This window comes from Rhizobium sp. CB3060 (genome assembly GCF_025200735.1).
GTDB lineage: Bacteria > Pseudomonadota > Alphaproteobacteria > Rhizobiales > Rhizobiaceae > Rhizobium.
Window position 1 is genome coordinate 219,336 of record NZ_CP104158.1, and the last position, 23,367, is coordinate 242,702.

Annotated in this window: 25 protein-coding genes; 16 read left to right on the forward strand and 9 right to left on the reverse strand. The window is 59.8% G+C overall.

Features of this window, described 5'->3' with window-relative positions; all coding sequences use genetic code 11:
• Positions 1-105: 105 nt before the first annotated feature.
• The 6 genes from N2601_RS01065 to motA all read right to left on the reverse strand — a co-directional run bounded on the left by N2601_RS01065 (position 106) and on the right by motA (position 5,240).
• Positions 106-543: a hypothetical protein gene (locus tag N2601_RS01065; RefSeq protein ID WP_104821987.1), complete on the reverse strand. Its 438-nt coding sequence runs from the start codon at positions 541-543 to the stop codon at positions 106-108.
• A gap of 5 nt (positions 544-548) precedes the next feature.
• On the reverse strand, positions 549-1,628 hold the full coding sequence (gene flhB / locus N2601_RS01070) for a flagellar biosynthesis protein FlhB (RefSeq protein ID WP_104821988.1): 1,080 nt from the start codon (positions 1,626-1,628) through the stop codon (positions 549-551).
• Between the two features lie 93 nt (positions 1,629-1,721).
• On the reverse strand, positions 1,722-2,765 hold the full coding sequence (gene fliG / locus N2601_RS01075; protein ID WP_104821989.1) for a flagellar motor switch protein FliG: 1,044 nt from the start codon (positions 2,763-2,765) through the stop codon (positions 1,722-1,724).
• 49 nt (positions 2,766-2,814) lie between these two features.
• Positions 2,815-3,351, reverse strand: a complete 537-nt coding sequence (gene fliN, locus N2601_RS01080) for a flagellar motor switch protein FliN (protein WP_104821990.1) — start codon at positions 3,349-3,351, stop codon at positions 2,815-2,817.
• 66 nt (positions 3,352-3,417) lie between these two features.
• Positions 3,418-4,362 (reverse strand): FliM/FliN family flagellar motor switch protein, encoded by a 945-nt coding sequence (locus N2601_RS01085; protein WP_104821991.1) that lies wholly within the window; start codon positions 4,360-4,362, stop codon positions 3,418-3,420.
• 5 nt (positions 4,363-4,367) lie between these two features.
• Positions 4,368-5,240 (reverse strand): flagellar motor stator protein MotA, encoded by an 873-nt coding sequence (gene motA, locus N2601_RS01090; protein WP_104821992.1) that lies wholly within the window; start codon positions 5,238-5,240, stop codon positions 4,368-4,370.
• Between the two features lie 228 nt (positions 5,241-5,468).
• On the opposite strand from motA, the gene flgF reads away from it, so the two are divergent.
• The 13 genes from flgF to fliP all read left to right on the forward strand — a co-directional run bounded on the left by flgF (position 5,469) and on the right by fliP (position 14,601).
• Positions 5,469-6,203: a flagellar basal-body rod protein FlgF gene (flgF, locus tag N2601_RS01095; RefSeq protein WP_104821993.1), complete on the forward strand. Its 735-nt coding sequence runs from the start codon at positions 5,469-5,471 to the stop codon at positions 6,201-6,203.
• Between the two features lie 12 nt (positions 6,204-6,215).
• Positions 6,216-7,604: a flagellar protein export ATPase FliI gene (gene fliI, locus N2601_RS01100; protein WP_104824982.1), complete on the forward strand. Its 1,389-nt coding sequence runs from the start codon at positions 6,216-6,218 to the stop codon at positions 7,602-7,604.
• A gap of 79 nt (positions 7,605-7,683) precedes the next feature.
• Positions 7,684-8,250: a flagellar protein gene (locus N2601_RS01105; RefSeq protein ID WP_445944974.1), complete on the forward strand. Its 567-nt coding sequence runs from the start codon at positions 7,684-7,686 to the stop codon at positions 8,248-8,250.
• Between the two features lie 117 nt (positions 8,251-8,367).
• Positions 8,368-8,760, forward strand: a complete 393-nt coding sequence (gene flgB, locus N2601_RS01110; protein WP_104821995.1) for a flagellar basal body rod protein FlgB — start codon at positions 8,368-8,370, stop codon at positions 8,758-8,760.
• Positions 8,761-8,776: 16 nt separating this feature from the next.
• Entirely contained in the window at positions 8,777-9,196 is a 420-nt protein-coding gene (flgC, locus tag N2601_RS01115) for a flagellar basal body rod protein FlgC (protein ID WP_104821996.1), read from the forward strand.
• Positions 9,193-9,543 (forward strand): flagellar hook-basal body complex protein FliE, encoded by a 351-nt coding sequence (locus N2601_RS01120; RefSeq protein ID WP_104821997.1) that lies wholly within the window; start codon positions 9,193-9,195, stop codon positions 9,541-9,543. Before flgC ends, N2601_RS01120 begins: the two co-directional genes overlap by 4 nt.
• 97 nt (positions 9,544-9,640) lie before the next feature.
• Positions 9,641-10,429, forward strand: a complete 789-nt coding sequence (gene flgG / locus N2601_RS01125) for a flagellar basal-body rod protein FlgG (protein WP_104821998.1) — start codon at positions 9,641-9,643, stop codon at positions 10,427-10,429.
• Positions 10,430-10,462: 33 nt separating this feature from the next.
• Positions 10,463-10,948: a flagellar basal body P-ring formation chaperone FlgA gene (gene flgA / locus N2601_RS01130; protein WP_245463923.1), complete on the forward strand. Its 486-nt coding sequence runs from the start codon at positions 10,463-10,465 to the stop codon at positions 10,946-10,948.
• The gene (locus N2601_RS01135; RefSeq protein WP_104822000.1) at positions 10,945-12,063 is read left to right on the forward strand and encodes a flagellar basal body P-ring protein FlgI; all 1,119 of its coding nucleotides are present in this window, start codon (positions 10,945-10,947) and stop codon (positions 12,061-12,063) included. Before flgA ends, N2601_RS01135 begins: the two co-directional genes overlap by 4 nt.
• Entirely contained in the window at positions 12,060-12,596 is a 537-nt protein-coding gene (locus N2601_RS01140) for a MotE family protein (protein ID WP_104822001.1), read from the forward strand. The genes N2601_RS01135 and N2601_RS01140 overlap by 4 nt, the downstream gene beginning before the upstream one ends.
• Positions 12,593-13,306: a flagellar basal body L-ring protein FlgH gene (gene flgH, locus N2601_RS01145; protein WP_104822002.1), complete on the forward strand. Its 714-nt coding sequence runs from the start codon at positions 12,593-12,595 to the stop codon at positions 13,304-13,306. The genes N2601_RS01140 and flgH overlap by 4 nt, the downstream gene beginning before the upstream one ends.
• A gap of 45 nt (positions 13,307-13,351) precedes the next feature.
• Complete coding sequence (locus N2601_RS01150) at positions 13,352-13,846, forward strand: flagellar basal body-associated FliL family protein (protein WP_104822003.1); 495 nt, start codon at positions 13,352-13,354, stop codon at positions 13,844-13,846.
• Entirely contained in the window at positions 13,843-14,601 is a 759-nt protein-coding gene (fliP, locus tag N2601_RS01155; RefSeq protein ID WP_104822004.1) for a flagellar type III secretion system pore protein FliP, read from the forward strand. Before N2601_RS01150 ends, fliP begins: the two co-directional genes overlap by 4 nt.
• A gap of 221 nt (positions 14,602-14,822) precedes the next feature.
• On the opposite strand, the gene N2601_RS01160 is transcribed toward fliP, so the two are convergent.
• Positions 14,823-16,763 (reverse strand): O-linked N-acetylglucosamine transferase, SPINDLY family protein, encoded by a 1,941-nt coding sequence (locus tag N2601_RS01160; RefSeq protein ID WP_260303348.1) that lies wholly within the window; start codon positions 16,761-16,763, stop codon positions 14,823-14,825.
• Positions 16,764-17,092: 329 nt separating this feature from the next.
• Here N2601_RS01160 and N2601_RS01165 point away from each other — a divergent pair, with 329 nt between their 5' ends.
• Together N2601_RS01165 and N2601_RS01170 are read left to right on the forward strand one after the other, a co-directional pair.
• Complete coding sequence (locus tag N2601_RS01165; protein ID WP_104822005.1) at positions 17,093-18,004, forward strand: flagellin N-terminal helical domain-containing protein; 912 nt, start codon at positions 17,093-17,095, stop codon at positions 18,002-18,004.
• A 256-nt stretch (positions 18,005-18,260) separates the two neighbouring features.
• Complete coding sequence (locus N2601_RS01170) at positions 18,261-19,175, forward strand: flagellin N-terminal helical domain-containing protein (RefSeq protein WP_104822006.1); 915 nt, start codon at positions 18,261-18,263, stop codon at positions 19,173-19,175.
• 121 nt (positions 19,176-19,296) lie between these two features.
• Here N2601_RS01170 and N2601_RS01175 read toward each other — a convergent pair whose 3' ends face one another.
• Together N2601_RS01175 and N2601_RS01180 are read right to left on the reverse strand one after the other, a co-directional pair.
• The gene (locus N2601_RS01175; protein ID WP_104822007.1) at positions 19,297-20,547 is read right to left on the reverse strand and encodes an ATP-grasp domain-containing protein; all 1,251 of its coding nucleotides are present in this window, start codon (positions 20,545-20,547) and stop codon (positions 19,297-19,299) included.
• Positions 20,541-22,028: a pyridoxal phosphate-dependent decarboxylase family protein gene (locus N2601_RS01180; RefSeq protein ID WP_104822008.1), complete on the reverse strand. Its 1,488-nt coding sequence runs from the start codon at positions 22,026-22,028 to the stop codon at positions 20,541-20,543. Before N2601_RS01180 ends, N2601_RS01175 begins: the two co-directional genes overlap by 7 nt.
• A gap of 322 nt (positions 22,029-22,350) precedes the next feature.
• Between N2601_RS01180 and N2601_RS01185 the strand changes: the two genes are divergently transcribed.
• The gene (locus tag N2601_RS01185) at positions 22,351-23,271 is read left to right on the forward strand and encodes a flagellin N-terminal helical domain-containing protein (protein ID WP_104822009.1); all 921 of its coding nucleotides are present in this window, start codon (positions 22,351-22,353) and stop codon (positions 23,269-23,271) included.
• Positions 23,272-23,367 lie beyond the last annotated feature (96 nt).

Genomic DNA, 23,367 nt, shown 5'->3' on the forward strand with positions numbered 1-23,367 from the left:
CAAAAGGCGAGCGGTTCCGCGCCTGACTGAAAGCCGAAGCGCGCACGAATGCCGAGATGCCTCAGCGGACCTTCATCATGAAAGTGGGGATGGTTTGAGCCTTGTTCAGGCTGCGCGCGTCGTTCCGCCGATCGCGTAGCGGGCGTCCCGCAGGCTGCGGGCGAGAAGCGCGGTGTTCTCGTCCGGATCGGCCGAGGCTTTGTCGAAGGCGATATGGTTGATTTCGATGCCGGCATGATGTTCGGCCAGCGCGAGCTTGGCATAGACGGTGACGCCGCGCGGTTTGATTTCGAGGTCGATGGTGACTTCCGCCGGCCCGCCCCATTCAAGCTTGTAGTCGCCCCCAAGGCCGAAATTGACGGTGCCCGGATGGAAATAAAGCTCGGCCGCCGACGCCACGAGGTCGGCAAGATTGCCATAGCGCTCGAAGCGCAGCAGCGAAATCAGATCGGCCGCGTCGAGGAGCCGCAATTCGCTGGCGACCGGGCTGATGGCTTCCGCGAGAATTTGTTCACGTTGGGCAGAGTAGGGGGATTTTTTCATTCGATTTATCGTACCCGTTTTCTGTTCGACTGCGTGGCATAGATCCTATGGATCAGCTCTGCGACGGCCTTGTAAAACACTGACGGGATGACACTATCTACCGAGACTTGCGCAAACATGGAGCGCGCGAGTGGCGGATCTTCGAAGACGGGGATGCCATTTGCCTCGGCGATCTCCCTGATTTTGAGGGCGATGAGGTCCTGCCCCTTGGCGACGACGATGGGTGCGTCGTTTTCCTCCCGGACATAACGCAGCGCCACGGCAAAATGGGTCGGATTGGCGATGACCAGCGTGGCACGCGGCACCTGCTTCATCATGCGCCGGCGGGCACGGTCGCGGGCGATCGAGCGCTGCCTCGATTTGACGATCGGGTCGCCCTGGGATTGCTTGTGCTCTTCCTTGACCTCCTGCTTCGTCATTTTCAACTGATCGACCCAGTGGTAGCGGGTCCAGAGCACGTCGCCGATGCCGACGACGGCTGTCGCCAGCAGCACGATGGTCAGAATTTTCTGGATGATGGTCGTCAGCCGCACGAAGATCGTCTGCGGATCGGAAACCAGCGAATCGATCGCATGGAAGAACTGCCCGCGCAGCACAAAGAACATGATGACGCCGACCAAGACGATCTTGGCAAGCGACTTGCCGAATTCCACCAGACCCGACGTGCTGAAGATGCGGCCCCAGCCCGCCACCGGCGAAATGCGGGAAAACTGTGGCGCGATGCGGTCGAGAACGGGTGTCGGCAGGTTCTGGAACATCGAGGACCCGATGCCGAAGGCGAAGAACAGCACGACCGCGGGCAGCAGCAGATTGCCGACTTCCCAGCCGATGCGGATGAACAAGGAAATGACGTCAGACCCCGTCTCGAGCTGCCACTGATCGGGTTTTTCGAAGAGGTCGCGCAGCACCTCGCCCATGCGCCCGACGCGCTCCGGCAGGAAGAAGGTGACGTAGATGACGGTCGCGAGCATCGACGCAAAGAGCGTCGCTTCCTTGGAGTGAGGCACATTGCCTTTCTCCATCGTGTCGCGGAGTTTTTTCTCCGTCGGTTTTTCTGTTTTACTGTCCTTGTCTTCGTCAGCCAAAGAAGCCGTCCTTCATGAAACGGAAAGAGGCCGTGCATCATGCACGGCCTTGTTCTGAACAGTCTAAGACGATTTAGGTGAGTCGCGCTGAGATCACGCGGCTTCTTCCACAGGCGTCTTGTCTTTTGCCTTGAGTTCGATCTGGCCGGAATTGGAAAGCCGGATGGCTTCCTGGGCGATGGCGCGCCGCGCGATGGCGATTTCGCGCGGATTGATGCCGGTGGTGATCTGCAGGTCGGATTCGATCATGCGGCGCTGGCGCGGGCTGATCGAACTGAGCACGATCTCGCGAATTTCGGACGAGGAACCACGCAGCGCCATGGTGAGAATGTCGGCCGCGATGTCGTTGAGCAGCATGACGCGGCTCGGCTGCGGCATGAGCGTGAGGTCGTCGAAGAGGAAGATCTTCGGACGCACCTTGTCGACCGATTCCTTGTTGAGCGTTTCCAGCGATGTGAGCAGCGTATCGACCTGCGGCTTGTCCAGCTCGTTCATCAGCTCCGCCACCTTCGTCGAGCCGGAAGCATTGCGTTCGGCATCGATTTCCGCCATCAGCCCCAGCACGCGGTTTTCGATGATCTGCGCCGCTTTCGGGCTGACATCCTTGAGATTGACGGTGCGGTTCATGATGTCGGCGCGTTGCGCCTCGGGCAGTTGCAGCAGAACCTTGGCGCCGAAGGAGGACGGCATCATCGACAGCACATAGGCGATGGTTTGCGGATGTTCGCGCAGGAAGAACTTGGCGACGAAAATCGGATCCGCCTCGCCGAGGCGATCCCAGATCGAAGTTTCGTAAGCCTGGAAGGCGGTGCGCCGGCCGAGAAGGCTGTCGACCTCGTCGGGTGTCAAGCCTTCCTCGAGAATGCTTTCGATTGCCTTGGCGTTGTCCATCAGACCCGCGCCTTCGGTGAAGAGATCCTCGAATTCCGCGACGAGCTGCGCCAGCTCGTCCGGCGGAATAACCCTCAGCGACTGCGCAGACGCGATGATGAGCTGCAATTCATGCTGCGTGAAATATTTCAGCAGCCGTCCCGCAACCTGTTTACCCATGGCAAGGAGAACAGCAGCAGCCTTCTCAGCCTGAGATAACGGTTGCTCGGCGAGGGCGCCGCCGCTGAAATCGTCAAAGTCCATCATGGTCTTCGTCTCCGTCCCGAACAGGGAGTGGGCTTATTCTGAACAGAGTTCAGTTTTTCTTCGTATTCGATACTTCGATGAGCTTGATACCGAACCTGGTGTCATCATGTTCCAGCACGGTAATTTCGCCCCGGCCGATTCTGCGGCCGTTCACGGTGATCTCGACGGGCTCGCCGATCTTCTTGTCGAGCGCGATAATTGCGCCTTCGGTCAGGTTCATCAGGCCGGAGACCTGCATGCGGCTGCTGCCGAGCACGATCTGAACGTCGATCGGGATGTCCATGATCAGGTCGAGATTGGCGGTCAGCGCGCTGCCCGGAGCTGACGGTTCGGCGAAGGAGGAGCCGCCGAAATCGCTGGCGCCGAAAGCGGAGCCTGCATTGTCGTCCCCGAAATCGCCGCCGAAGGCCGAAAGATCCGTGCCCGGCTCGGCCCCGAATGCATCGGCGCCGAAATCCGGCATGCCACCGTCGGTGTCTTTCTTCAGCACGCCGCGCAGGCCGTCGATGGCCTCATCCAATGCGGCGTCGCTGTTTTCAACTTCCAGCGATTCCTCGCCGCTTTTCTGTGTCGTCTTCCTAGCCATGAAATCACTATTCCAGTTGAAACTTGCCTCAAGCTGCCGTGGGTGCCCCAGGCACCCGCCAGCCGGTCAATTCATCAGGTGTCGAAGAAGCTCGTCGTCGGAATTCACATTGTCCTTGACGCGCACCGTGTAATTTTCGCCCGAACGGCCGAATTCGCAGATGTAGAGGTCCTTGCTGTTGGCGCTGACCTCGACGCGAACATCGCCTGCGTCCATGAAGGGAATGACATCGCCGACGGCGAGTCTCGAAATTGTGTTCAGCGTCAGCGATTCCAGCTGGATGCGGGCCTCGAGCGTCACCTGTGAGCGACGCACCTGTTCGCTGAGCTGCTCCGTCCATGCTTCCGACGCTGCGGACGGGTTCTTGGCTCGCGGTGGGCTGACGACGGTCCGCAGCAGAACCTGCTGCGGTATGATGACGACGATTTCCGAGACGGTCTTGCCGAGCGAAATCATCATGGTGATGGCAGCGGCGAATTCATCGACCTGGTCGGCAGCCGGCTTCGGGCGATTCTCGATATTATACGGCGGATCGAGATTGGGTTCGAAACCGCCAGCCGCATTGACCGCCGAGCGCAGCACGTTGGCGATCTTGTCGAACACCATGACGGCAAGGTCGAGCTCGATGATCGAAAGCGGCCGCGGAAGGGGTGCCTCGATGGTCTCGGGCAGCGCGCCCAGCATGTGCTCCATCAGGGTCATTATGAAGCCTGTGCCGCAGCCGAGAACGAATTGCGGTGCCCAGTTGCGTAGCGAACCGTTCACAAGCGCGCAGTTGCCGCCGAGGCCGGCGATAAGATCGTTCATCAGTCCCGACTGGCAGCCGGAATAGGCGACGGACACGTCGAGGCCCGTTTCGCTCTTGATGAAGTCGGGGAGGAATTCGCCGTAGACCTGGCCGAAGGCGGCGGCGAGCTTTCCGACGGTTGCCTGATCTCCGAGGCCGCCGGTCAGCTTGGCGAAGAGGGCGCGGTCCATCGTATGCGCCTTGGCGGATGATTGCTGGCTCATGGTCGTCAGGCCGCCTTGCTCTCACCGCCGGGATTCATCATTTCCTGCTCGACGGCATCGATCGACGGCCGTTCGTAGGAGGAGATGGTCTTGCGGCCGTATTCGAGTGCCACCTGCGGCACGGAGCCGTTCATGTAGGCCAGCAGCGTCTGCTTGACGATCACGTAGAGGCGATGCTGCTTGCTGCGTACGATCTTGATCTGCGACACGAGGGGCGCGCAGACGGAATAGGAAAGGAGAATGCCGAGGAAGGTGCCGACCAGCGCCGAGCCGATGAGGTGACCGAGCACTTCCGGCGAATCGTTGATGTGGCTCATGGCCTTGATGACGCCGAGAACGGCGGCGACGATACCGATGGCCGGGAAGGAATCGCCCATGATCGTGATGGCATGATAGGGCTTCATCTTGTCGTGCAGGATAGTGTTGATTTCCTCGTCCATCAGCGCCTCGATCTCGTGGGAGCGGGCGTTGCCGATGATGATGAGGCGGACATAGTCGCAGATGAAGGCCGTCAGTTCCTTGTTCTTCAGCACCGTCGGGGCGGCTTGGAAGATTACGGATTCGTCCGGGTTGTCGATATGGGCTTCGATTTCGTTGCGTGACTTGGTGCGCAGATCGCGCATCAGCGCGTAGAGCACGCCGAGCGTATCGAGATAATTGCGCTCCTTCGGAACCGAATGCTTGAAGGCCTCGCCCAGCGCCTTGCCGGAATCCTTCACGACCTTCATCGGATTGGCCATGATGAAGCCGCCGATGCCGGCGCCCGCGATGATGACAAATTCGAAGGGCTGGAACAGCGCGTCCACATGCCCGCCCATCGCCATGAAGCTGCCTATGATGCAGCCGCAGGTCACTACAAATCCGATAATAATATTCATCGCCAGTCCACACCTGAACGTTGCTTCCTCCGTTGAAGTAGGAGACCTGCCTTGCGTGAGGCTGTTCGGCGCGCTTCGAAGCGGCCTTTCGCCGTGTCAGCTTCGCACAAGCCAGTGCTGGCAGAGTATCGGGTAAGGGCATTCATGCCCGGCTAACGACATGTCGGAGCGCCGCGATATCTGGCGTTTCCTTTCCCGTTATTCTCCAATGTCCGGAGGGCTTGAAAAATGCAGTCTGGTATTTATGTGGCGCTGTCATCGCAGATGGCGCTCGAGCGGCGTCTGACGACGATCGCCGATAACATGGCCAACGTGAATACCACGGGTTTTCGTGGCACCGAGGTCAAGTTCAATCAAGTCCTCAGCAATACCGAAAACAAGCTCAACGCCAAAGTCGCCTTCGTCTCGCAAGGCAACGACTATCTCTCTACCGACAACGGCGAACTGGAAAACACCGGCAATCTCTTCGATTTTGCGGTCAAGGGCGATGCTTGGTTCGGTCTCAACACGCCGGCTGGCATGGTTCTGACGCGCGATGGCCGCTTTACCATGACCGAGAGCGGCGCCCTGGTCTCCACCAGAGGCTATCCGGTGCTTGATCCCGGCGGCGCACCGATCCAGCTCGACCCCGGCGGCGGCGCGCCGAGCGTCTCCTCGGATGGCACGATCGCTCAAAACGGCAAGCAGGTCGGCAAGATCGGGCTCTATAGCTCCGATATCAGCAAGGGCTTCCTGCGCTATGACAATAGCGGCGTGTTACCGACGGACTCCCCGCAGTCCGTCGTCGACCACTCCCATATCGGTATCGCCCAGGGCTATCTCGAAAATTCCAACGTCAACGGCATGCGGGAAATGACCCAGCTTATCGAAGTCAGCCGCGCCTTCGACAATATCTCGACGCTTACCAGCAGCAGCGAAAGCACGCTCACGGACGCCATCAAGACCCTCGGCGGCAGCCAGTAAGAGGGTCGGATGATGTTCGAGGATGGGATGCCCGAGGGCGCGATGTCGCCGAGATTCTCGCGGATGGCCGCTTTGGCGGATCAATATTTGATGGCGGAAAACACGGTTGCCGATGGCGGCCATGTACGCACCATCGCGGCCGGGCACTACACCGTCGCCGGCCTTTCCAGGCATGTGCGCCTCGGCGAGTTCGTCGCCCACCGTTCCCCGACCGGCATCCATCTCGGCGAAGTTGTCCGCGTCGAGCCGGAATTGACCTACGTCTGTCCGATCGAGCCGGGCGAGCCGATCGGCATCCACGACGTCATCATCCGCAAGGGCGCCTTCCGTATCGCGCCGACGGATAGCTGGTGCGGGCGTACGATCAACTCGCTGTGCGAGCCGATCGATGGCCTGGGACCGCTGACGGCAGGCATGGACTCGCGCTCGATCTCCAACACCGCGCCACCCTCGATGACGCGCAAGCGCGTCGAGACGGGTTTCAAGACCGGCGTGCGCGCCATCGACATCTTCTCGCCGCTCTGCCTCGGTCAGCGTCTCGGCATCTTCGCCGGTTCCGGCGTCGGCAAGTCGACGCTGCTGTCGATGCTCGCCCGGGCCAATGCTTTCGACAAGGTGGTGATTGCGTTGGTCGGCGAACGTGGCCGTGAAGTGCGTGAATTCATCGAGGACACGCTGGGTTCGCACATGCAGAAGTCGATCGCCATCGTCGCGACCAGCGATGAGAGCCCGATGCTGCGCAAGATGGCGCCATTGTCTGCCATCACCATCGCCGAGCATTTCCGCGACCAGGGCGACAATGTGCTGTTGATCGTCGACAGCGTCACCCGCTTTGCCCATGCCATTCGCGAAGTGGCGACGGCCTCCGGCGAGCCGCCGATCGCGCGTGGTTATCCGGCCTCGGTTTTCACCGAACTGCCGCGCCTTCTGGAGCGTGCAGGACCAGGTCCGGAAGGGACCGGCACGATCACCGCGATCATCTCCATCCTCGTCGACGGCGACAATCACAACGACCCGATCGCCGATTCCACCCGCGGCATTCTCGATGGCCATATCGTCCTGCAGCGCAGCCTGGCGGAAGAGGGGCGTTATCCGCCGATCGATCCGTTGGCCTCAGTGTCGCGCTTGGCGCGCAAGGCCTGGACACCGGATCAGGAAAAGCTGGTTTCGCGCCTGAAGGCACTTGTGCACCGCTATGAAGAAACCCGCGACCTGCGCCTGATCGGCGGATACCGCCAGGGCAGCGACCCGGATCTCGACATGGCCGTCCGCCAGGTGCCGATCATCTACGACATTCTGAAACAGACCCCCGGCGAACGGCCTTCGGCCGACGCCTTCACCGACCTTGCGACCGCGTTGAAAAACGGCTCGGCCGCAAACATCCAGCCGAGAGCGAAATGAGGTTTCCACGAAATGTCGTTCGCTCCAACCATTTGATTTCGCATCATCCCGTCCGAAACCGCTTCACGCATTTCGGGCCATGCCGAGGGAGAGGCCAGACGTGAGAGAATCCGATGCAGACGAACCGGTCGCTCCGCTGAAGCCGGCAAAAAGGCGAACCTTTACCGATAAGGCCCTGGCTGGCACCGGTCTGTTGCTCGCCGGTATTTCGGCTTTCTTCCCCTGGTATGTGTTCCTGAACCCCGACAAGTTCGGCATTCACGTTGCCGAGGGCGAGCGCACCCGCGATCTGCCGAACTGGCCGGGACGCGAGATCGTCAACGTTTCGCCGCTTGCCATGGTCAACAAAAATCCCGATGGGCCGAAAGATTTCGCTCCCGATCCGCTGACGACGGCAACGGTCAGCAATGTTGGACGCGAGGATGACAAGGGCCAGCCGGCCGAAGATCAGCCGTTTCCCGGCAAGTCGCCGTTCCATTTGCTGCACGTCGCAAACGGCCGGGCGCTCATTGAGGATGACACCGGCATGTATGTCGTGCGTGTCGGCTCGATCCTGCCCGATAACAGCCGCTTGGCGACGATCGAGCAGCGCGACGGAAAGTGGGTCATCGTCACTTCCACCGGTGACGTCTACGGCCACAATTGAGAGCCCGCAATCGCCTGCGTATCAGGCTTAGTAAAGACTTTAGCAAGAACGCATCCCCCGCAAGTCCCACGCAAGATTATCCCTCTAGGGTCCTGCTGTAAGAACGGAGAGAAGCCCATGCAACCCATTCAGCTCTTTGACCTGGCCTCGCGGCAAGCCGAGTGGCTCCAGGTTCGCCAGGAGGTCGTTGCCGGCAATATCGCCAATGCCAATACCCCGAAGTACCACGCCAAGGACGTCACGCCGTTTCAAGCCGTTCTCGACAACGAGAATGTCGGCATGGCGAAGACCAACCCGGCGCATTTTTCGGGCAATGAATTCAGTGAGAGCGGCGACGTCAACGTCGAGGAAGCGTCGCTCAATCAGGAAATCGGCGTCCAGGAGTCGGGTAACACCGTCGGCCTGGAAGACGAGCTCGCCAAAACCGGCGACATCCAACGCCAGTACGGTTTGAACACCGCGCTGGTCAGCTCCTTTCATCGCATGATGTTGATGACCGTAAAACAATAGATGAAGTGAAGATGTTATGGACCCTTTATCAGCCGCGTTGAAGATTGCGGGCTCCGGCCTGGAGGCCCAATCGACCCGCCTGCGTGTTGTTTCCGAAAATATCGCCAATGCCCGTTCGACGGGCGACACCCCCGGTTCCGATCCCTATCGCCGCAAGACCGTGACGTTCGGCGCCGAGCTCGATCGCGCCAACAACCTGACCACGGTGGGTGTGAAGAAGTTGGGCGAGGACACCAGCAAGTTCGTCGAGGAATACGACCCAGACAATCCGGCGGCGGACCCGAAGGGCTATGTGAAGATGCCCAACGTCAACGTCCTCGTTGAAATGGCCGATATGCGCGAAGCCAATCGTTCCTATGAGGCCAATCTGCAAACGATCAAGCAGTCGCGCGATCTCATCAATTCCACCATCGATCTCTTGAAGAATGCACAATGATTGACGCTATCAAGAATGTCTCCTCCCTTTCCGCAGTCCGCGGTCTCGGCAACATTACCACCGACGAAAGCTCCTCTTCGTCCAACAGCCTGGCGCCGACGCTTGGAACAACGCTTGGAAATGCGACCGGCGCAAGCTTCGCCTCGGTAATGTCCAACGTGGCGAAAGACACGGTCAATACGCTGAAGGAAGCCGAAAACGCCTCCTTCGCCGGCATCAAGGGCACGATGAGCACCCGCGAAGTGGTCGACAAGGTCATGCAGGCGGATCAGACGCTGCAGACGGCGATCGCGCTGCGCGACAAGATGGTCTCCGCCTTTCTCGATATTACGAAAATGCAGATTTAGGGCGGGTGGCCCCGCTCCCATTATTTGATTTGGCGCGATCTTGTTCAAAGCCGCTTTGCGGCTTTCGGGATCACGCTCTAGCTCGAAGGACGAAGACATGAGAGCGCTCGCTATTGCCGCGACGGGCATGGACGCCCAGCAGACCAACCTCGAAGTAATCGCGAACAACATCGCGAACATCAATACGACGGGTTACAAGCGTTCCCGCGCCGAGTTCTCGGACCTTTTGTACCAGACCGAACGCGCCAAGGGCATTTCCAACCGGCCGAACCAGGCCGTGGTGCCGGAAGGCGCCAATATCGGTCTCGGCGTGCAGACGACGGCCGTGCGCAACATTCAGATCCAGGGCGAACTGTCGCAGACGCAGAACGATCTCGACGTCGCGCTGGTCGGCCGCGGATGGTTCCAGATTCAGATGCCCGACGGCACGACGGCCTATACGCGCGCCGGTTCGTTCAACAAGAGCGATACGGGCCAGATGGTGACCGCGGACGGCAACGTGCTGGAGCCGGGGATCACGATCCCGAACAATGCCAGCAACATCGTCATCAACGAATCCGGTCAGGTCTCGGCGACGATCGGCACCGCGACGACGCCGACCGTTCTCGGCCAGTTGCAGATCGCCAACTTCGTCAACGAAGCCGGTTTGCAGCCGATGGGCAGCAACCTCTTCACCCAGACGCCGGCCTCCGGCGATCCCGTCGTCTCCGATCCCAATACCAACGGCTTCGCCTACATGAAGCAAGGCTATCTGGAATCGTCGAACGTCGATGCGGTCAAGGAAATCACCGATCTGATCAGCGCGCAGCGTGCCTACGAGATGAATTCCAAGGTCATCACCACCGCCGACGACATGGCGCAGATCGTCAGCAAAGATCTGAAGTAACGAGAGGACGGGCCGAACATGAGGGTTCGCCGGATGAAAAGCTTAGCAATGGCCTGGCTCGCCGCGGCGAGCCTCTCCGTCATGTTCGTGTCGGCCGCTCCCGCCGGCGCAACGGGCACCGATGGCACCAGCCTGGGGACCGCCGTCGTGCCGACCGAGACGATTTATCCGGGCGATATCATCAGCAGCGGTCAGCTCGAAGAGGTCGACGTCACCAATCCGAATCTGACCGGCGATTACGCCAAGCGGATCCGGGATGTAACCGGCTTGGTGTCGAAACGCACGCTTCTGCCCGGCCGAACCATCTCCATTTCGGCGCTGCGCCAGCCCTTTGCCGTGACACGTGGCTCCAATATCCGTCTGGTGATGAGCATGGGCAGCATGACGATCACCGCGGCTGGAACGCCGCTGGATGACGGCGCGGTCGGCGATAGCGTACGAGCCCGCAATCTGGACTCCGGCATCATCGTCAACGGTACTGTTCTCGAAAACGGCACGATCCGAGTGGTCGCAAAATGAGAAGCCTTCGCCATTTCCTCGGGGTTTTGCTGGCATTGCCGAGCCTGATCGTCGCCGATCCGGCGCTGGCGATGCAATCGCGCATCAAGGACATAGCCTCGCTGCAGGCCGGCCGCGACAACCAGTTGATCGGCTACGGCCTGATCGTCGGTCTCCAGGGAACCGGCGACAGCCTGCGTTCCTCGCCCTTCACTGAACAGTCCATGCGCGCGATGCTGCAGAATCTCGGCATTTCGACGCAGGGCGGCCAGTCCGCCGCCAAGAATACCGCCGCCGTCATGGTGACGACCAATCTGCCGCCCTTCGCAAGCCCAGGCAGCCGCATCGACGTCACGGTCAGCTCGCTTGGCGATGCGACGTCGCTGCGCGGCGGTACGCTGATCATGACCTCGCTCAGCGGTGCCGACGGGCAGATCTACGCCGTGGCGCAGGGCTCGGTTATCGTCTCTGGCTTCCAGGCCCAGGGGGCGGCCGCGAGCGTCACCGAAGGCACCACCACCGCCGGCCGCGTGCCGGGCGGCGCCATCATCGAACGCGAACTGCCGTCGCGTTTCAAGGATTCGGTCAATCTTGTCCTGCAGTTGCGCAATCCGGATTTCTCCACCTCAATCCGCATCGCCGATACGGTCAATGCCTGGGCGACCTCGCATTTCGGCGGTCCGATCGCCGAGGCCAAGGATTCCCAGGAAGTTGCGATCGAAAAGCCGAAGATGGCGGATCTGACGCGGCTGATGGCGGATATCGAAAATCTCGACGTCCAGACCGACACGCCTGCCAAGGTCGTCATCAATGAACGCACCGGAACGATCGTCATCGGTGCCGATGTCCGTGTCTCGCCGGTCGCCGTCAGCTACGGCACCTTGACGGTTCAGGTCAGTGAAAACCCGCAGATCGTGCAGCCGGAGCCCTTCTCGAACGGTGAGACGGCCGTTCAGGATCAGACGGATATCACCGCGAGCAAGAGTGGCGGCCGCGTCGCCGTGCTCGAAGGACCCGATCTGAAGACGCTGGTCTCCGGGCTGAACAATATCGGCGTCAAGCCGGACGGCATCATCGCCATCCTGCAAGGCATCAAATCGGCCGGCGCCCTGCAAGCGGAGCTCGTGCTGCAATGACATCGATCGCCATCGCCAGGAAATTGCTGACCTCCGGCTGTGTGGCGACGGCGTTGCTGCTGTCGGTCTCGGCCGCGGCGGCGCAGGAAGCGCCGAAGCCGGTCGTCGACCCGGCTTCGAGCCAGGACGAGATCAAACAGTTCTGCACGAACATCGCGGACCCGGCCCGCGACCAGCGCTATCTGCTACAGAAGCAGGAGCTTGAGAAACTGCAGGCCGATGTCGACCAGCGCATCGCCACGATGGACAAGCGCAAGGCGGAATACGAAGACTGGCTGAAGCGGCGCGACGACTTCTTGAAGACCGCCGATTCCGGCCTGGTCGACATCTACAAAAACATGAAGCCCGATGCGGCGGCGGCAAGCCTTAATGAGGTCAAGGTCACCGTAGCGGCTGCGATCATCATGAAACTCTCACCGCGCCAGTCGAGCCTCATTCTGGCGGAGATGGACGCGCAGAAGGCCGCTGTTGTCACCAACATCATCTCCAGCGCGTCCGATCCGAATACATCGAAGTCGAAGGACCCCTCATGAACATGCGTCTTACGGCCACGTGCGCAGTCGTCGTTTTCCTCGCCGGTTGTCAGTCGCAGGCTCTGAAGGAAATCGGCAGGGCGCCTGCTATGAGCCCGATCGGCAGCGGCCTGCAATATGCGCAGACGCCGCAAATGTTGCAGTATCCGAAGCGGCCGCATCAGGTGGCGCAGGGGTATTCGCTCTGGAACGATTCGCAGGCTGCCCTTTTCAAGGATTCGCGAGCGCTCAATGTCGGTGACATCCTGACGGTCAATATCTCGATCAACGACAAGGCGAACTGGGATAACGAGACCAATCGCAGTCGCACGAACAAGAGCGATATGAACTGGGATATCACCGCCAAGATCTTTGGCTGGCAGCCGAGCACCAATGCTGACGCAACCTCCGGCTCCGACACCAGCACTGACGCCAAGGGCAAGATGCAGCGTTCCGAGCAGATCACTCTGCTTGTTGCCGCGGTCGTCACCGGCGTTCTCGAAAACGGCAACCTGATGATCAGCGGTTCGCAGGAAGTGCGGATGAACCAGGAGATTCGTATCCTGAACGTCGCCGGTATCGTCCGGCCTCAGGACGTCACGTCGGAAAACACGATCTCCTACGACAAGATCGCCGAAGCGCGTATCTCCTACGGCGGCCGCGGCCGTCTGACGGAAATTCAGCAGCCGCCGCGCGGCCAGCAGGCGGTCGACCTGCTGTCGCCGCTCTGACGGCCGGGCAGCCACACGGTATTTTGGTAACAGGCGGACAGAGACATGGCAGCAGCGGCAGACGCATCGGAAAAAGGCAAGGGATCGCCGCTGATCATGATGATTGTCGGGCTGGTGATCCTGACGGTTCTCGGCGGTGGCGGCGGCTGGTTCCTCGGCACTATGGTCTCCCCGAAGATCAAGACGGCGACGGCCGTGGCAAAGGCCGCGGAGCAGACGCCCACCGGCGAAAAGCAGGCAGCGGCCGCCGCGGAAGCAAACGGCATCATTCAACTCGATCCGATCACGACCAATCTTGCCTATCCCTCGCAAAACTGGATCCGGCTCGAAATCGCGCTGATGTTCAAGGGCAAGCCGGACGCGCAGCTTGCGGAGGCCATCCATCAGGATATCCTCGCCTATGTTCGCACGGTTTCGCTGCAGCAGGTCGAAGGCCCGCGCGGCTTCCAATATCTTCGGGATGACGTTCAGGAACGTGTTGACCTTCGCTCGGAAGGGCGGGTATCGAAAGTTATGTTCAGAACTTTCGTGATCGAATGATTCGATTATTATTTGTTTTACTTATATTGGTTTTCGCTGCGTTTTCGCCTGAGATGGCGATGGCGCAGCAATTGCCGCAACAGCTCCCGACGGATCTCTTCAATGTCCCGGTGAACGGCTCGGTCGCGGCTTGGATCATTCGCACCTTCGGGCTGTTGACGATCCTGTCGATCGCGCCAGGCATCCTCATCATGGTGACGAGCTTTCCGCGCTTCATCATCGCGTTTTCGATCCTGCGTTCGGGCATGGGCTTGTCCACCACGCCGTCGAACACGATCCTGCTGAGCCTCGCGCTGTTCATGACCTTCTACGTCATGTCGCCGACCTTCGATCAGGCCTGGAAGGATGGCGCGCAGCCGCTGATGGCCAATCAGATTTCGGAGGCCGATGCCGTTCAGCGCATCGCCGAGCCTTTCCGCACCTTCATGTCCAACAACACGCGCGACAAGGACATTAAGCTCTTCGTCGATCTGGCGCAGGAGCGCGGGCAAACGGTCGTGGTCGACAACAAGATCGATTATCGCGTGCTGATCCCGGCTTTCATGATCTCGGAAATCCGCCGTGGTTTTGAAATCGGCTTCCTGGTCGTTCTGCCGTTTCTGGTCATCGACCTGATCGTCTCGACCATCGTCATGGCGATGGGCATGATGATGCTGCCGCCGACATCGATCTCGCTGCCCTTCAAGATCCTTTTCTTCGTGCTGATCGACGGCTGGAACCTGCTGGTCGGCAGCCTTGTGCGCTCTTTCCACTAAAGCAATTCCGGGAAAAGTGCGAAGCGGCTTTCCGTCCGGAATGCGTAAAAGCAAAGGGATAGAGCGCCGTGCGTTCATATGAGCGCACAAAGGTCGCTGTAGTCTTTTGAATCTAGAGCATCTTATCCGCTTGCAGGTGATGTCACCTGAGCGGAATGCTCCAATCGCCTGCAGCCGGTGGGACCGTCATCGGGAGCGGAGCTTCCGATGAAGAGAGGTCCTTATTCTGCGGCGATCGCTGCAGCATCCTGACTTTCGACCAGGAACGGTTCGGCTCGCGCCGGCAGTGCCGGCACGTCCATATGATCCGGATCAAGGCCCTGCTTGGCGCGTGCGACCATCATTTCGTAGGCGGTTTCCACGTAACGGGTAAGGCGTTCGGCATCGAAGAGCGGCTTGATGTAGCGATTGGCCGCCAATGTCTCCTTGAGCGCGGCAATGCGCTCCGGCTGCCTGGCGAGCTCGACGGCCATGTCTTCATAGGCTTTGACATCGGCCGCCACCAGCTCCGGCACGCCGATGGCGTTGAGCAGGCTTTCGCTGACGCGCGAGGCGAAGTTCGTGCCCTTCATCGTCAACACCGGCAAACCGCCCCAGAGCTGTTCCGAGGTCGTCGTGTGGCCATTCACCGGGAAGGTATCGAGACCGAGATCGGCCAATTGCTGGCGGTCGATGTGATCCTCATAGCGGATACGCGTGGTAAAGATGATGCGCTTGCGGCTGATGCCGCGCGCCTCCAGACGCGTCCACAGGTTGGCCTCGGCGCGCGGGTTGCAAAGCAGCCAGAGCACGCTGTTCTTGGTGCGCTTCAGTATGTTGCACCAGATATCGATCATGTGCGAGGTGATCTTGCGGTTGCCGTTAAACGAGGCGAAGACGAAAGCATCCTCCGGCAGGCCATGCAGCGCACGGGTCGTCGGCCGCGGCTTCGGGCGATACATCGGATCGTTCGGCTGATAGCATTCCGGCAGGCGGCAGAACTTCTCGTGGAAATGCGGCTTGGAATAATCCGGCAGAACGTAGGGATCGCCGATAATGTAGTCGAGGTCGATGTTGACGGCGGAGCCCGGAAAGCCGAGCCATGCCGTCTGAATCGGCGCAGCCTTGTGGTTGAGGATGCGGACGCGGCTATCCTTGGTATGTCCTTTCAGATCAACCAGGATGTCGATCTGATGGGCACGGATCGCCTCTGCCGCCGCCTGATCGGAGAGGCTGCGGATATCGACCATGGTACCCAATTTCGAATAATCGAATTCTTCCTCTTGCTGAGATGACGGCTTGGAATGGTCGAAGAGGACAATCTCGAATCGATCCTTGTCGTGCAGTTCCAACGTCCGCTGCATGAGCTTCATCGTCGCATGGCCCGGCCAGAAGTCCGATGATAGATAGCCGATGCGAATCTTGTCGCCCCATGTATGCGGCGCCTTTCGGCGCGCCTCTGCGTGCCCGGCCGGCAGCGGTACCGTGTCGTGCACTGCGAACTTGTTGATCGCTTCGTCACCGCACCAGTGCAGATGGAAGAAGGGATTGTCCGGCCTGATATAGTCGAGGTTTCCGGCAGCCGTCGCCGCCAGGATCGGCGCCATATGTTTGTCCACTGTCGCAAGATCGGACAGTTCGCGGGCGAAGATCAAATGGAGCGTGCGAAAGATGATGTTGTCTGGATGCTTCTTGAACAGGGTTGCGACGATGTGCCTGTTGCCGTCATCGTAAAGATCATCGGTCAACAGTTTTGAGGCCATCAGCCGATGCTTGAGCTCCGGCCCTTCGACGAGCACGGTCCTGAAGCCGGCCAGCAGGTCCCTTTGCTGACGGCTCAGAAAGATGCTGGAAAGGGCAAAGGCAAGATCCGGATCCTTGAGCGCCCGATTGAGAATCAGGCTACCGATCGAAAGCGTTGCATCTTCGTTGCCGCAGGCAAAGTGCAGCAGCAGGGCTTCCCGCAGATAGTCTTCGCGATAAGGCTTCTGCCGGCCCGCCAGTTCATACGATCTCGCCGCGTCCGCTCTGAAGCCGAGTTTGAGCAGCGTCTTTGCCAGCAGGGCATAGGTCTTCGGCGATGTATCGACATTGAGCAGCCCGTTCAGTGTTTCGAGCGCGCGTGTATATTGTCCCTTTTGATAAAAGCTGGACGCTGTCCCATAGGCGTTTTTCGTATTCACGAGCGAGAACTCCGAGCGAACTTTGGACGGTCTCCGGCAAAGGCCGGAGTCCGTCATCATGGATTCGGGGGATAATCGCGCGCGTAGCTTGCCTGAAACCGAAGCAATGGTTGAACGCCTTTACGCATCGTTAGCTACGTTGTTGTCGGATGCTTTTGCGGGTTCCGCGTTTAAGGAATTCGCAAGCAATGCATGCGAGTTTACCTGCGACATGACGGGTTTGGTCCTCTAGGAAATGGGACCGAGGAGCATGAAGCCGCTCCGTCATCGCCGGTATTTGAAGTCCGGTATGTCCTCCTTTTCGTATTCAGTTTCCAGGGGACACACTTATGACCAGCATCGTAACCAACAATTCCGCTATGGCCGCTCTGCAGACTCTGCGCGGCATCAGCAACAACCTGCAGAGCACGCAGGACGCTGTTTCTTCCGGCCTGCGCATCTCCAAGGCTTCCGATAACGCCGCCTATTGGTCGATCGCCACCACGATGAAGTCCGACGACAGCGCTATCGGCGCCGTCTCCGACGCGCTCGGCCTCGGTGCCGCCAAGGTCGACACGGCATCCACCGCAGTCACCAGCACCCTCGACATCGTCGGCCAGATCAAGGACAAGCTCGTCACCGCCATGGAAGGTTCGGTTGACAAGGGCCAGGTCCAGGAAGAAATCGGCCAGCTTCAGGAACAGCTCCAGAGCGTCGCTCAGTCCGCTTCGTTCAACGGCGAAAACTGGGTCATGGCTGCAAACGGCGACTCCGCTTCGGTTGTTTCGTCCTTCATCCGCGGCACCAACGGCACCGTTTCGGTCAGCACGACGTCCTACGCCTTCAACACCGGCGCAACGGGCAACGTTCTGTTCGGCGCGAATAACGGCTCGATCGACACGTCTTCGGGTATCCTTGGTACCCAGGACTCCACGGTTGGCGCTTCGGTCTTCAGCCTGGACATCACCAACATGACCTCCGGCCAGATCTCCAGCGCCCTCAACATGGTTCAGACCGCTCTGAACTCCATGACCAGCATGGGTTCGAAGCTCGGCTCGATCTCCAGCCGTATCGACCTGCAGACGACCTTCGCTTCGTCGCTGTCCGACTCGATCGAATCGGGCGTTGGCAAGCTGGTCGACGCCGACATGGAACAGGAATCGAGCAAGCTCTCTGCTCTGCAGACGCAGCAGCAACTGGCTATCCAGTCGCTCTCGATCGCCAACTCCTCCACGCAGTCGATCCTGTCGCTGTTCCGTTAAGAAGAAGGATTGGCGCTCGACGCCAGCCGAAATTTCTAAACACCAAGTTAACCGCGCCTGTCTAAGGCGCGGTTTTTTTTATATTTTTAGACCGGGGTCGGTTCAGGTTTTCTTAACCATATTGCTGTTTTCTAACACCATTGAAACGGCGAGTTAACCTTAACCGAATGGGTTAACAGGCATGATGCTGAGTGCCGTTACCGGTTTTTAGGTCCGGAATGTCCCTTATTTAACCGCTGCCAAAGGGGCAAATATTATGACGAGCATCCTTACCAACAACGCTGCAATGGGCGCACTGCAGACACTGCGCGGCATCAACAGCGACTTGCAGTCCACGCAGAATGCCGTTTCCTCGGGCCTGCGCATCTCCAAGGCTTCCGATAACGCCGCCTATTGGTCGATCGCCACCACGATGAAGTCTGACGACAGCGCTATCGGCGCCGTCTCCGACGCCCTCGGCCTCGGTGCCGCCAAGGTCGACACGGCTACCACCGCAGTCACCAGCGCCCTCGACATCGTCAGCCAGATCAAGTCCAAGCTTGTAACCGCCATGGAAGGCTCGGTTGACAAGGGCCAGGTCCAGGAAGAAATCGGCCAGCTCCAGCAGCAGCTCGAGAGCGTCGCTCAGTCCGCTTCGTTCAACGGCGAAAACTGGGTCATGGCTGCAAACAACGATTCCGCCTCGGTCGTTTCGTCCTTCATCCGCGGCACGAACGGCACCGTTTCGGTCAGCACGACGTCCTACGCCTTCAACACCGGCGCAACGGGCAACGTTCTGTTCGGCACGCAGGCTAACGGCTCGATCGACACGTCTGCGGGTATCCTTGGTACCCAGGACTCCACGGTTGGCGCTTCGGTATTCAGCCTCGACATCACCGGCATGACCGGCGGCCAGATCTCCACCGCCCTCAACATGGTTCAGACCGCTCTGAACTCCATGACCAGCATGGGTTCGCGTCTCGGCTCGATCTCGACCCGCATCGACCTGCAGACGACCTTCGCTTCGTCGCTGTCCGACTCGATCGAATCGGGCGTTGGCAAGCTGGTCGACGCCGACATGGAAGAAGAATCGAGCAAGCTCTCTGCTCTGCAGACGCAGCAGCAGTTGGCCGTCCAGTCGCTCTCGATTGCCAACTCCTCGTCGCAGAACATCCTGTCGCTGTTCCGTTAATAGGAAGAACCGGCGCCTGGCGCGCCGGCTCAAATTCCGAAACAACAAATTCACCGCGCCTTTCCAAGAGGCGCGGTTTTGTTTTTCAGGGTGGTATCCACTTAAAGCGCGTCGCGATCTTTCAGATTCCACCGGTCTTCCGGTGGCGCACAGCATCGATGAAGCCATCAAACAACTTGCGCATGGCAACCTGCTTGTAGGGATAGATGGTGGCGCTATCCATGTTGTGGACGACCATCGCCACGTCGAGCTCGAAAACCAGCAGACGTCCGTCGGGAAGTTCGGCGCAATCGATACCGAAATAATCAAGCCCTATGTGACGATAGAGAGCTTCGAAACTCTCCTTGTGGCGGACCGCGAAATCCGTATCGAAATTCTCCATCCAAGCCTGTTCGACAGCCCGCTTCGCCGGGCTTTCCGCCATGCCGGCGCTGAGATAGTGCACGATCCAATGCTCGGAAAGCGCCATATGGCTGGCGAAGGCCTTGCCTTCGATAAATACGATGCGCTGCTTGTTGTAGAGGCCGTCCGGCCCGCGGAAATCGATGAAAGGCGCGACGTAGAGCTCGGGAGCCGACTGCGTGGCCAGCCATGCGGACAGTCCCGAAATATCGGCGATACGTTCCATTCCATTGCCGGCATGGGTACTGATCGGACGAACGACGAGCGGAAATGAGAGGCCCGGCGCGCATTCGTCCAGGGCTTTTGTGCCCGCACCGACTGCGACAAGGTCCTCGCGTGGAATGCGGTACGTGCTCGGCGACAGAATGGAGGGCTCATTGGCCAGCATGCCGCTGACGCCATCGCGCGTCAGCCGGCTGATCAGTTCCGGATCGTCGTTCATGATCGGGCCGTCAAAATCGGCCAGCAGCGTCCGCATCCGTTCAAGCACGGGGGCGTTTTCGGTCGATTCGCCGATCGCCATGAACGCAACGTCGTGGTCCGGCAAATCCGTGAGCGCGGTCGTTTCCGCGTCCACGTAATGCAGCCAAAGAACACAGTTGCTATCCGCCAGCAGAAAATCCAGCGGCGTGTTCGCCATGAAGTTGCCCGGCGTCACGAAGGCCAACAGCCGGGGCCCTTGTCCATCCCCGTGGACGACGCAAAAGTTGCGGCTGAGCTCCACCGCGCCCCGCAGGACCTGATGAGCCTCTTCGGAGCGGCCAAGCGTCTGCAGGATCGTCCCCAGGTCGAACATCGCCGCCGCGTCTTTGCCATTGGCTCCGATCCGCTGCATCAGCTCGTTCCAAAGCGGCGTCACGTCGGCGCCGGCATAGATGAGCGGCACGATCCTCTGCATGCCCAGGATTCGCCTGGCGCCTCCGATTTCGTCAGAGGCGCGAGCGGCCACGAGGCCGGATGTCATCAGCATTGGAGCAAATCCTGTCGAGAACCGAGTTTCAGAACGCCGTCAATCAGCGCGTCGATATCCATCTGCCGCGTGCGATGGTTCACGATCGCGGCGCGGATTGCCGGTTGTCCGTTAATGTGGGTGAGGGACGGGGCGACGCGCCCCTCGGCGTGGAGATGTTCGATGATCCGGGCATTGACTTGCGGCGGCGCGTCACCGTCGGGGCCGACATAGGCAAAGCAAACGATATTGAGCGCAACCGGCGCCAAGAGCCGCAAGGCGGGTTCCTGTTCGATCCGGCGTGCGAGACCGCGTGCCAGGACACAGTTGGCAGCCATCGAATCCCCCAAAGCCTTGACGCCATAGGTCTTGAGGGTGAACCAGGTTTTGAGCGCGCGGAAGCCGCGTGACAGGTCCGGGCCGTAGTCGCAAGGCCACCAGTCACCGCCGGCCAGACCCGAGGCGGCACGGCTGAGATAGGCGGCTTCCGAAGCAAACGTCTGGCGCTGCCATGTGCTGTCGCGCACGAGGAGGAAGCCTGCATCGTATGGCACCTGGCCCCATTTGTGGAAATCGAAGGCCAGCGAATCGCAGGTTTCGATGCCGGCGAACAAATGCGCCAGATCATCGCAAAGGATACCCAGCGCCCCCAACGCACCGTCGACGTGAAAATGCAGGTCGTGGGCGTCGGCGATACCGCGCAAAGTGATGAGGTCGTCGATCGCTCCGGTATTTACCGTCCCTGCGCTTCCGATGATGAGGAACGGCGTGTGTCCCGCCTCCTTGTCGCGCATGATGGCACGTTCGAGGGCCGCAATATCGATCTGCCCGGCCGCGTTGACCGGGATTCGCCGGAGCTGATCGCTGCCGACACCCGACATCTCGAATGCGCGCGGCACGCAACCATGCACTTCGCTCGATGCGTAGCCCACGAGCCGCGGCTCGTTCGATAGACCCTCAGCGCGGGCATTTGCACCGAGCTTTCTACTGCGCGCGAGCAGGAGGGCGACAAAATTGGCCTGCGAGGCGCCGGTCAGGAACAGGCCGCCAGCGGTATCCGGAAATGAGAATATTTGCCGTGTCCACCGGATGATCTGACGCTCGACCTCGATCGGCATGTGGTCGCGCCCGCCGAGATTGGCGTTCAGACCGCCGGCCAGCATCTCCGCCAACATGCCGGCGACTGTTCCGCCGCCCTGCACCCAGCCCATAAATCCTGAATGGATATTGCCGCTGCCATAGGGAAGAACATTGTCGCGGAACATGGCATGGACATCCGCCAGATCCGTCGGTTCGACCGGTAGAGGCGCGTCAAACAGGGCGCGCGCAGGCGACGGTGCTGGTTGCCAGACGGGCTTTTCGGAGAGCCTTTCCAAATGGTCGAGCATATCGTCCAGCATCTGGTGACCCTGCTTGCGCAGGCTTTGCCAGTCGTCGGGGTCGAGGCTTGTCCGTTGCCGCGGTCCATCCCACGGTGATCCGCCGTCTTGTAAACTTAACATGTCGACCCCGCATGGGCTGATATACCGACGTTGTAACCACGCCGTTTCCGGCCGGACAGTCGCCCGATCATGACAATCTTATGCCGCCCAAGGTGGCGCGAAGCTGACCTGACGCGCCGATGGCCTCCTGCAGGAAATATGATTTTGTTAACTTTCCGGTTTTGTTGTTAACCTTTTATTAAGCCTGGTAGTGTCATCTGCGGCTAACGCAACGGTTGGTTAACGTCTCTTAAGAGCCAGTTAACAGGCATGACGCTGATTGCCGTTCCCGGCCGAAGACCGGAATGTCCCTTCCAATTTCAGCCACAAGGGGCACCTCTCCATGACCAGCATTTTGACCAACGATGCAGCAATGTCTGCTCTCCAGACTTTGCGCTCGATCAACAATAATTTGGAAGACACCCAAAACCGGGTCTCTTCCGGCTATCGTGTCGCCAAGGCCTCCGACAACGCCGCCTATTGGTCGATCGCGACCACCATGCGTTCCGACAACAGCGCGCTTTCGGCCGTCTCCGACGCTCTGGGCCTCGGTGCCGCCAAGGTCGACACCGCCTATACGGCAATGGACAATTCCATCAATGTCGTCGAGCAGATCAAGGACAAGCTTGTCGCGGCCACGGAAAACAGCGTCGACAAGGCGGATGTTCAGGAAGAAGTTTCGCAGCTTCAGCAGCAGCTTGAGAGCATTGCGCAGTCCGCTTCGTTCTCTGGGCAGAACTGGATGATCGGAGCCAACGGCGCCTCCGCATCGGTCGTGTCCTCCTTTGTCCGCAACAATGACGGCACGGTCGAGGTCAACAGCACCAGCTATAGCTTCGATACGGGATCGCAGGGCAACGTGATGTTCGGCGCCAATGCCGATGGTACGATCGACACGAGCTCCGGTATCCTTGGCACCACGCAGAATATCAACGGCACCGCCTATTCCGTCTTCAGTCTCGACATTACCGGCATGACGAGCGGCGGCATCGGCCAGGCGATGAACCTAGTGCAGTCGGCTCTCAACGCGATGACGAGCACCGCTTCGCAGCTCGGCTCGCTGTCGACCCGCATCGACCTTCAGACAAGCTTCGTTTCAACGCTGAGCGACACGATCGACTCCGGCGTCGGCAAGCTGGTCGATGCGAATATGGAAGAGGAATCGAGCAAGCTCTCGGCGCTTCAGACGCAGCAACAATTGGCGATCCAGTCGCTGCAGATCGCCAACAACAGCGCGCAGAACGTTCTGGCGCTCTTCAAGTGAGCCTTGACCGGAGCTTACGTTAGGAAAGCGCGGCGGCATTTCTTTCTTGCCGCCGCGCATAAGCTTTTGTTAACGTTCCGGGGTAACTGATTTGCA

What these genes read in the sequence shown, in the direction of transcription:
- N2601_RS01065 (WP_104821987.1), bottom strand. Translation starts at nt 543, where the DNA reads ATGAAAAAATCCCCCTACTCTGCCCAACGTGAACAAATTCTCGCGGAA.
- fliG (WP_104821989.1), bottom strand. Translation starts at nt 2,765, where the DNA reads ATGATGGACTTTGACGATTTCAGCGGCGGCGCCCTCGCCGAGCAACCG.
- fliN (WP_104821990.1), bottom strand. Translation starts at nt 3,351, where the DNA reads ATGGCTAGGAAGACGACACAGAAAAGCGGCGAGGAATCGCTGGAAGTT.
- N2601_RS01085 (WP_104821991.1), bottom strand. Translation starts at nt 4,362, where the DNA reads ATGAGCCAGCAATCATCCGCCAAGGCGCATACGATGGACCGCGCCCTC.
- motA (WP_104821992.1), bottom strand. Translation starts at nt 5,240, where the DNA reads ATGAATATTATTATCGGATTTGTAGTGACCTGCGGCTGCATCATAGGC.
- flgF (WP_104821993.1), top strand. Translation starts at nt 5,469, where the DNA reads ATGCAGTCTGGTATTTATGTGGCGCTGTCATCGCAGATGGCGCTCGAG.
- fliI (WP_104824982.1), top strand. Translation starts at nt 6,216, where the DNA reads ATGTTCGAGGATGGGATGCCCGAGGGCGCGATGTCGCCGAGATTCTCG.
- N2601_RS01105 (WP_445944974.1), top strand. Translation starts at nt 7,684, where the DNA reads ATGCCGAGGGAGAGGCCAGACGTGAGAGAATCCGATGCAGACGAACCG.
- flgB (WP_104821995.1), top strand. Translation starts at nt 8,368, where the DNA reads ATGCAACCCATTCAGCTCTTTGACCTGGCCTCGCGGCAAGCCGAGTGG.
- flgC (WP_104821996.1), top strand. Translation starts at nt 8,777, where the DNA reads ATGGACCCTTTATCAGCCGCGTTGAAGATTGCGGGCTCCGGCCTGGAG.
- N2601_RS01120 (WP_104821997.1), top strand. Translation starts at nt 9,193, where the DNA reads ATGATTGACGCTATCAAGAATGTCTCCTCCCTTTCCGCAGTCCGCGGT.
- flgG (WP_104821998.1), top strand. Translation starts at nt 9,641, where the DNA reads ATGAGAGCGCTCGCTATTGCCGCGACGGGCATGGACGCCCAGCAGACC.
- flgA (WP_245463923.1), top strand. Translation starts at nt 10,463, where the DNA reads ATGAAAAGCTTAGCAATGGCCTGGCTCGCCGCGGCGAGCCTCTCCGTC.
- N2601_RS01135 (WP_104822000.1), top strand. Translation starts at nt 10,945, where the DNA reads ATGAGAAGCCTTCGCCATTTCCTCGGGGTTTTGCTGGCATTGCCGAGC.
- N2601_RS01140 (WP_104822001.1), top strand. Translation starts at nt 12,060, where the DNA reads ATGACATCGATCGCCATCGCCAGGAAATTGCTGACCTCCGGCTGTGTG.
- flgH (WP_104822002.1), top strand. Translation starts at nt 12,593, where the DNA reads ATGAACATGCGTCTTACGGCCACGTGCGCAGTCGTCGTTTTCCTCGCC.
- N2601_RS01150 (WP_104822003.1), top strand. Translation starts at nt 13,352, where the DNA reads ATGGCAGCAGCGGCAGACGCATCGGAAAAAGGCAAGGGATCGCCGCTG.
- fliP (WP_104822004.1), top strand. Translation starts at nt 13,843, where the DNA reads ATGATTCGATTATTATTTGTTTTACTTATATTGGTTTTCGCTGCGTTT.
- N2601_RS01165 (WP_104822005.1), top strand. Translation starts at nt 17,093, where the DNA reads ATGACCAGCATCGTAACCAACAATTCCGCTATGGCCGCTCTGCAGACT.
- N2601_RS01170 (WP_104822006.1), top strand. Translation starts at nt 18,261, where the DNA reads ATGACGAGCATCCTTACCAACAACGCTGCAATGGGCGCACTGCAGACA.
- N2601_RS01175 (WP_104822007.1), bottom strand. Translation starts at nt 20,547, where the DNA reads ATGCTGATGACATCCGGCCTCGTGGCCGCTCGCGCCTCTGACGAAATC.
- N2601_RS01180 (WP_104822008.1), bottom strand. Translation starts at nt 22,028, where the DNA reads ATGTTAAGTTTACAAGACGGCGGATCACCGTGGGATGGACCGCGGCAA.
- N2601_RS01185 (WP_104822009.1), top strand. Translation starts at nt 22,351, where the DNA reads ATGACCAGCATTTTGACCAACGATGCAGCAATGTCTGCTCTCCAGACT.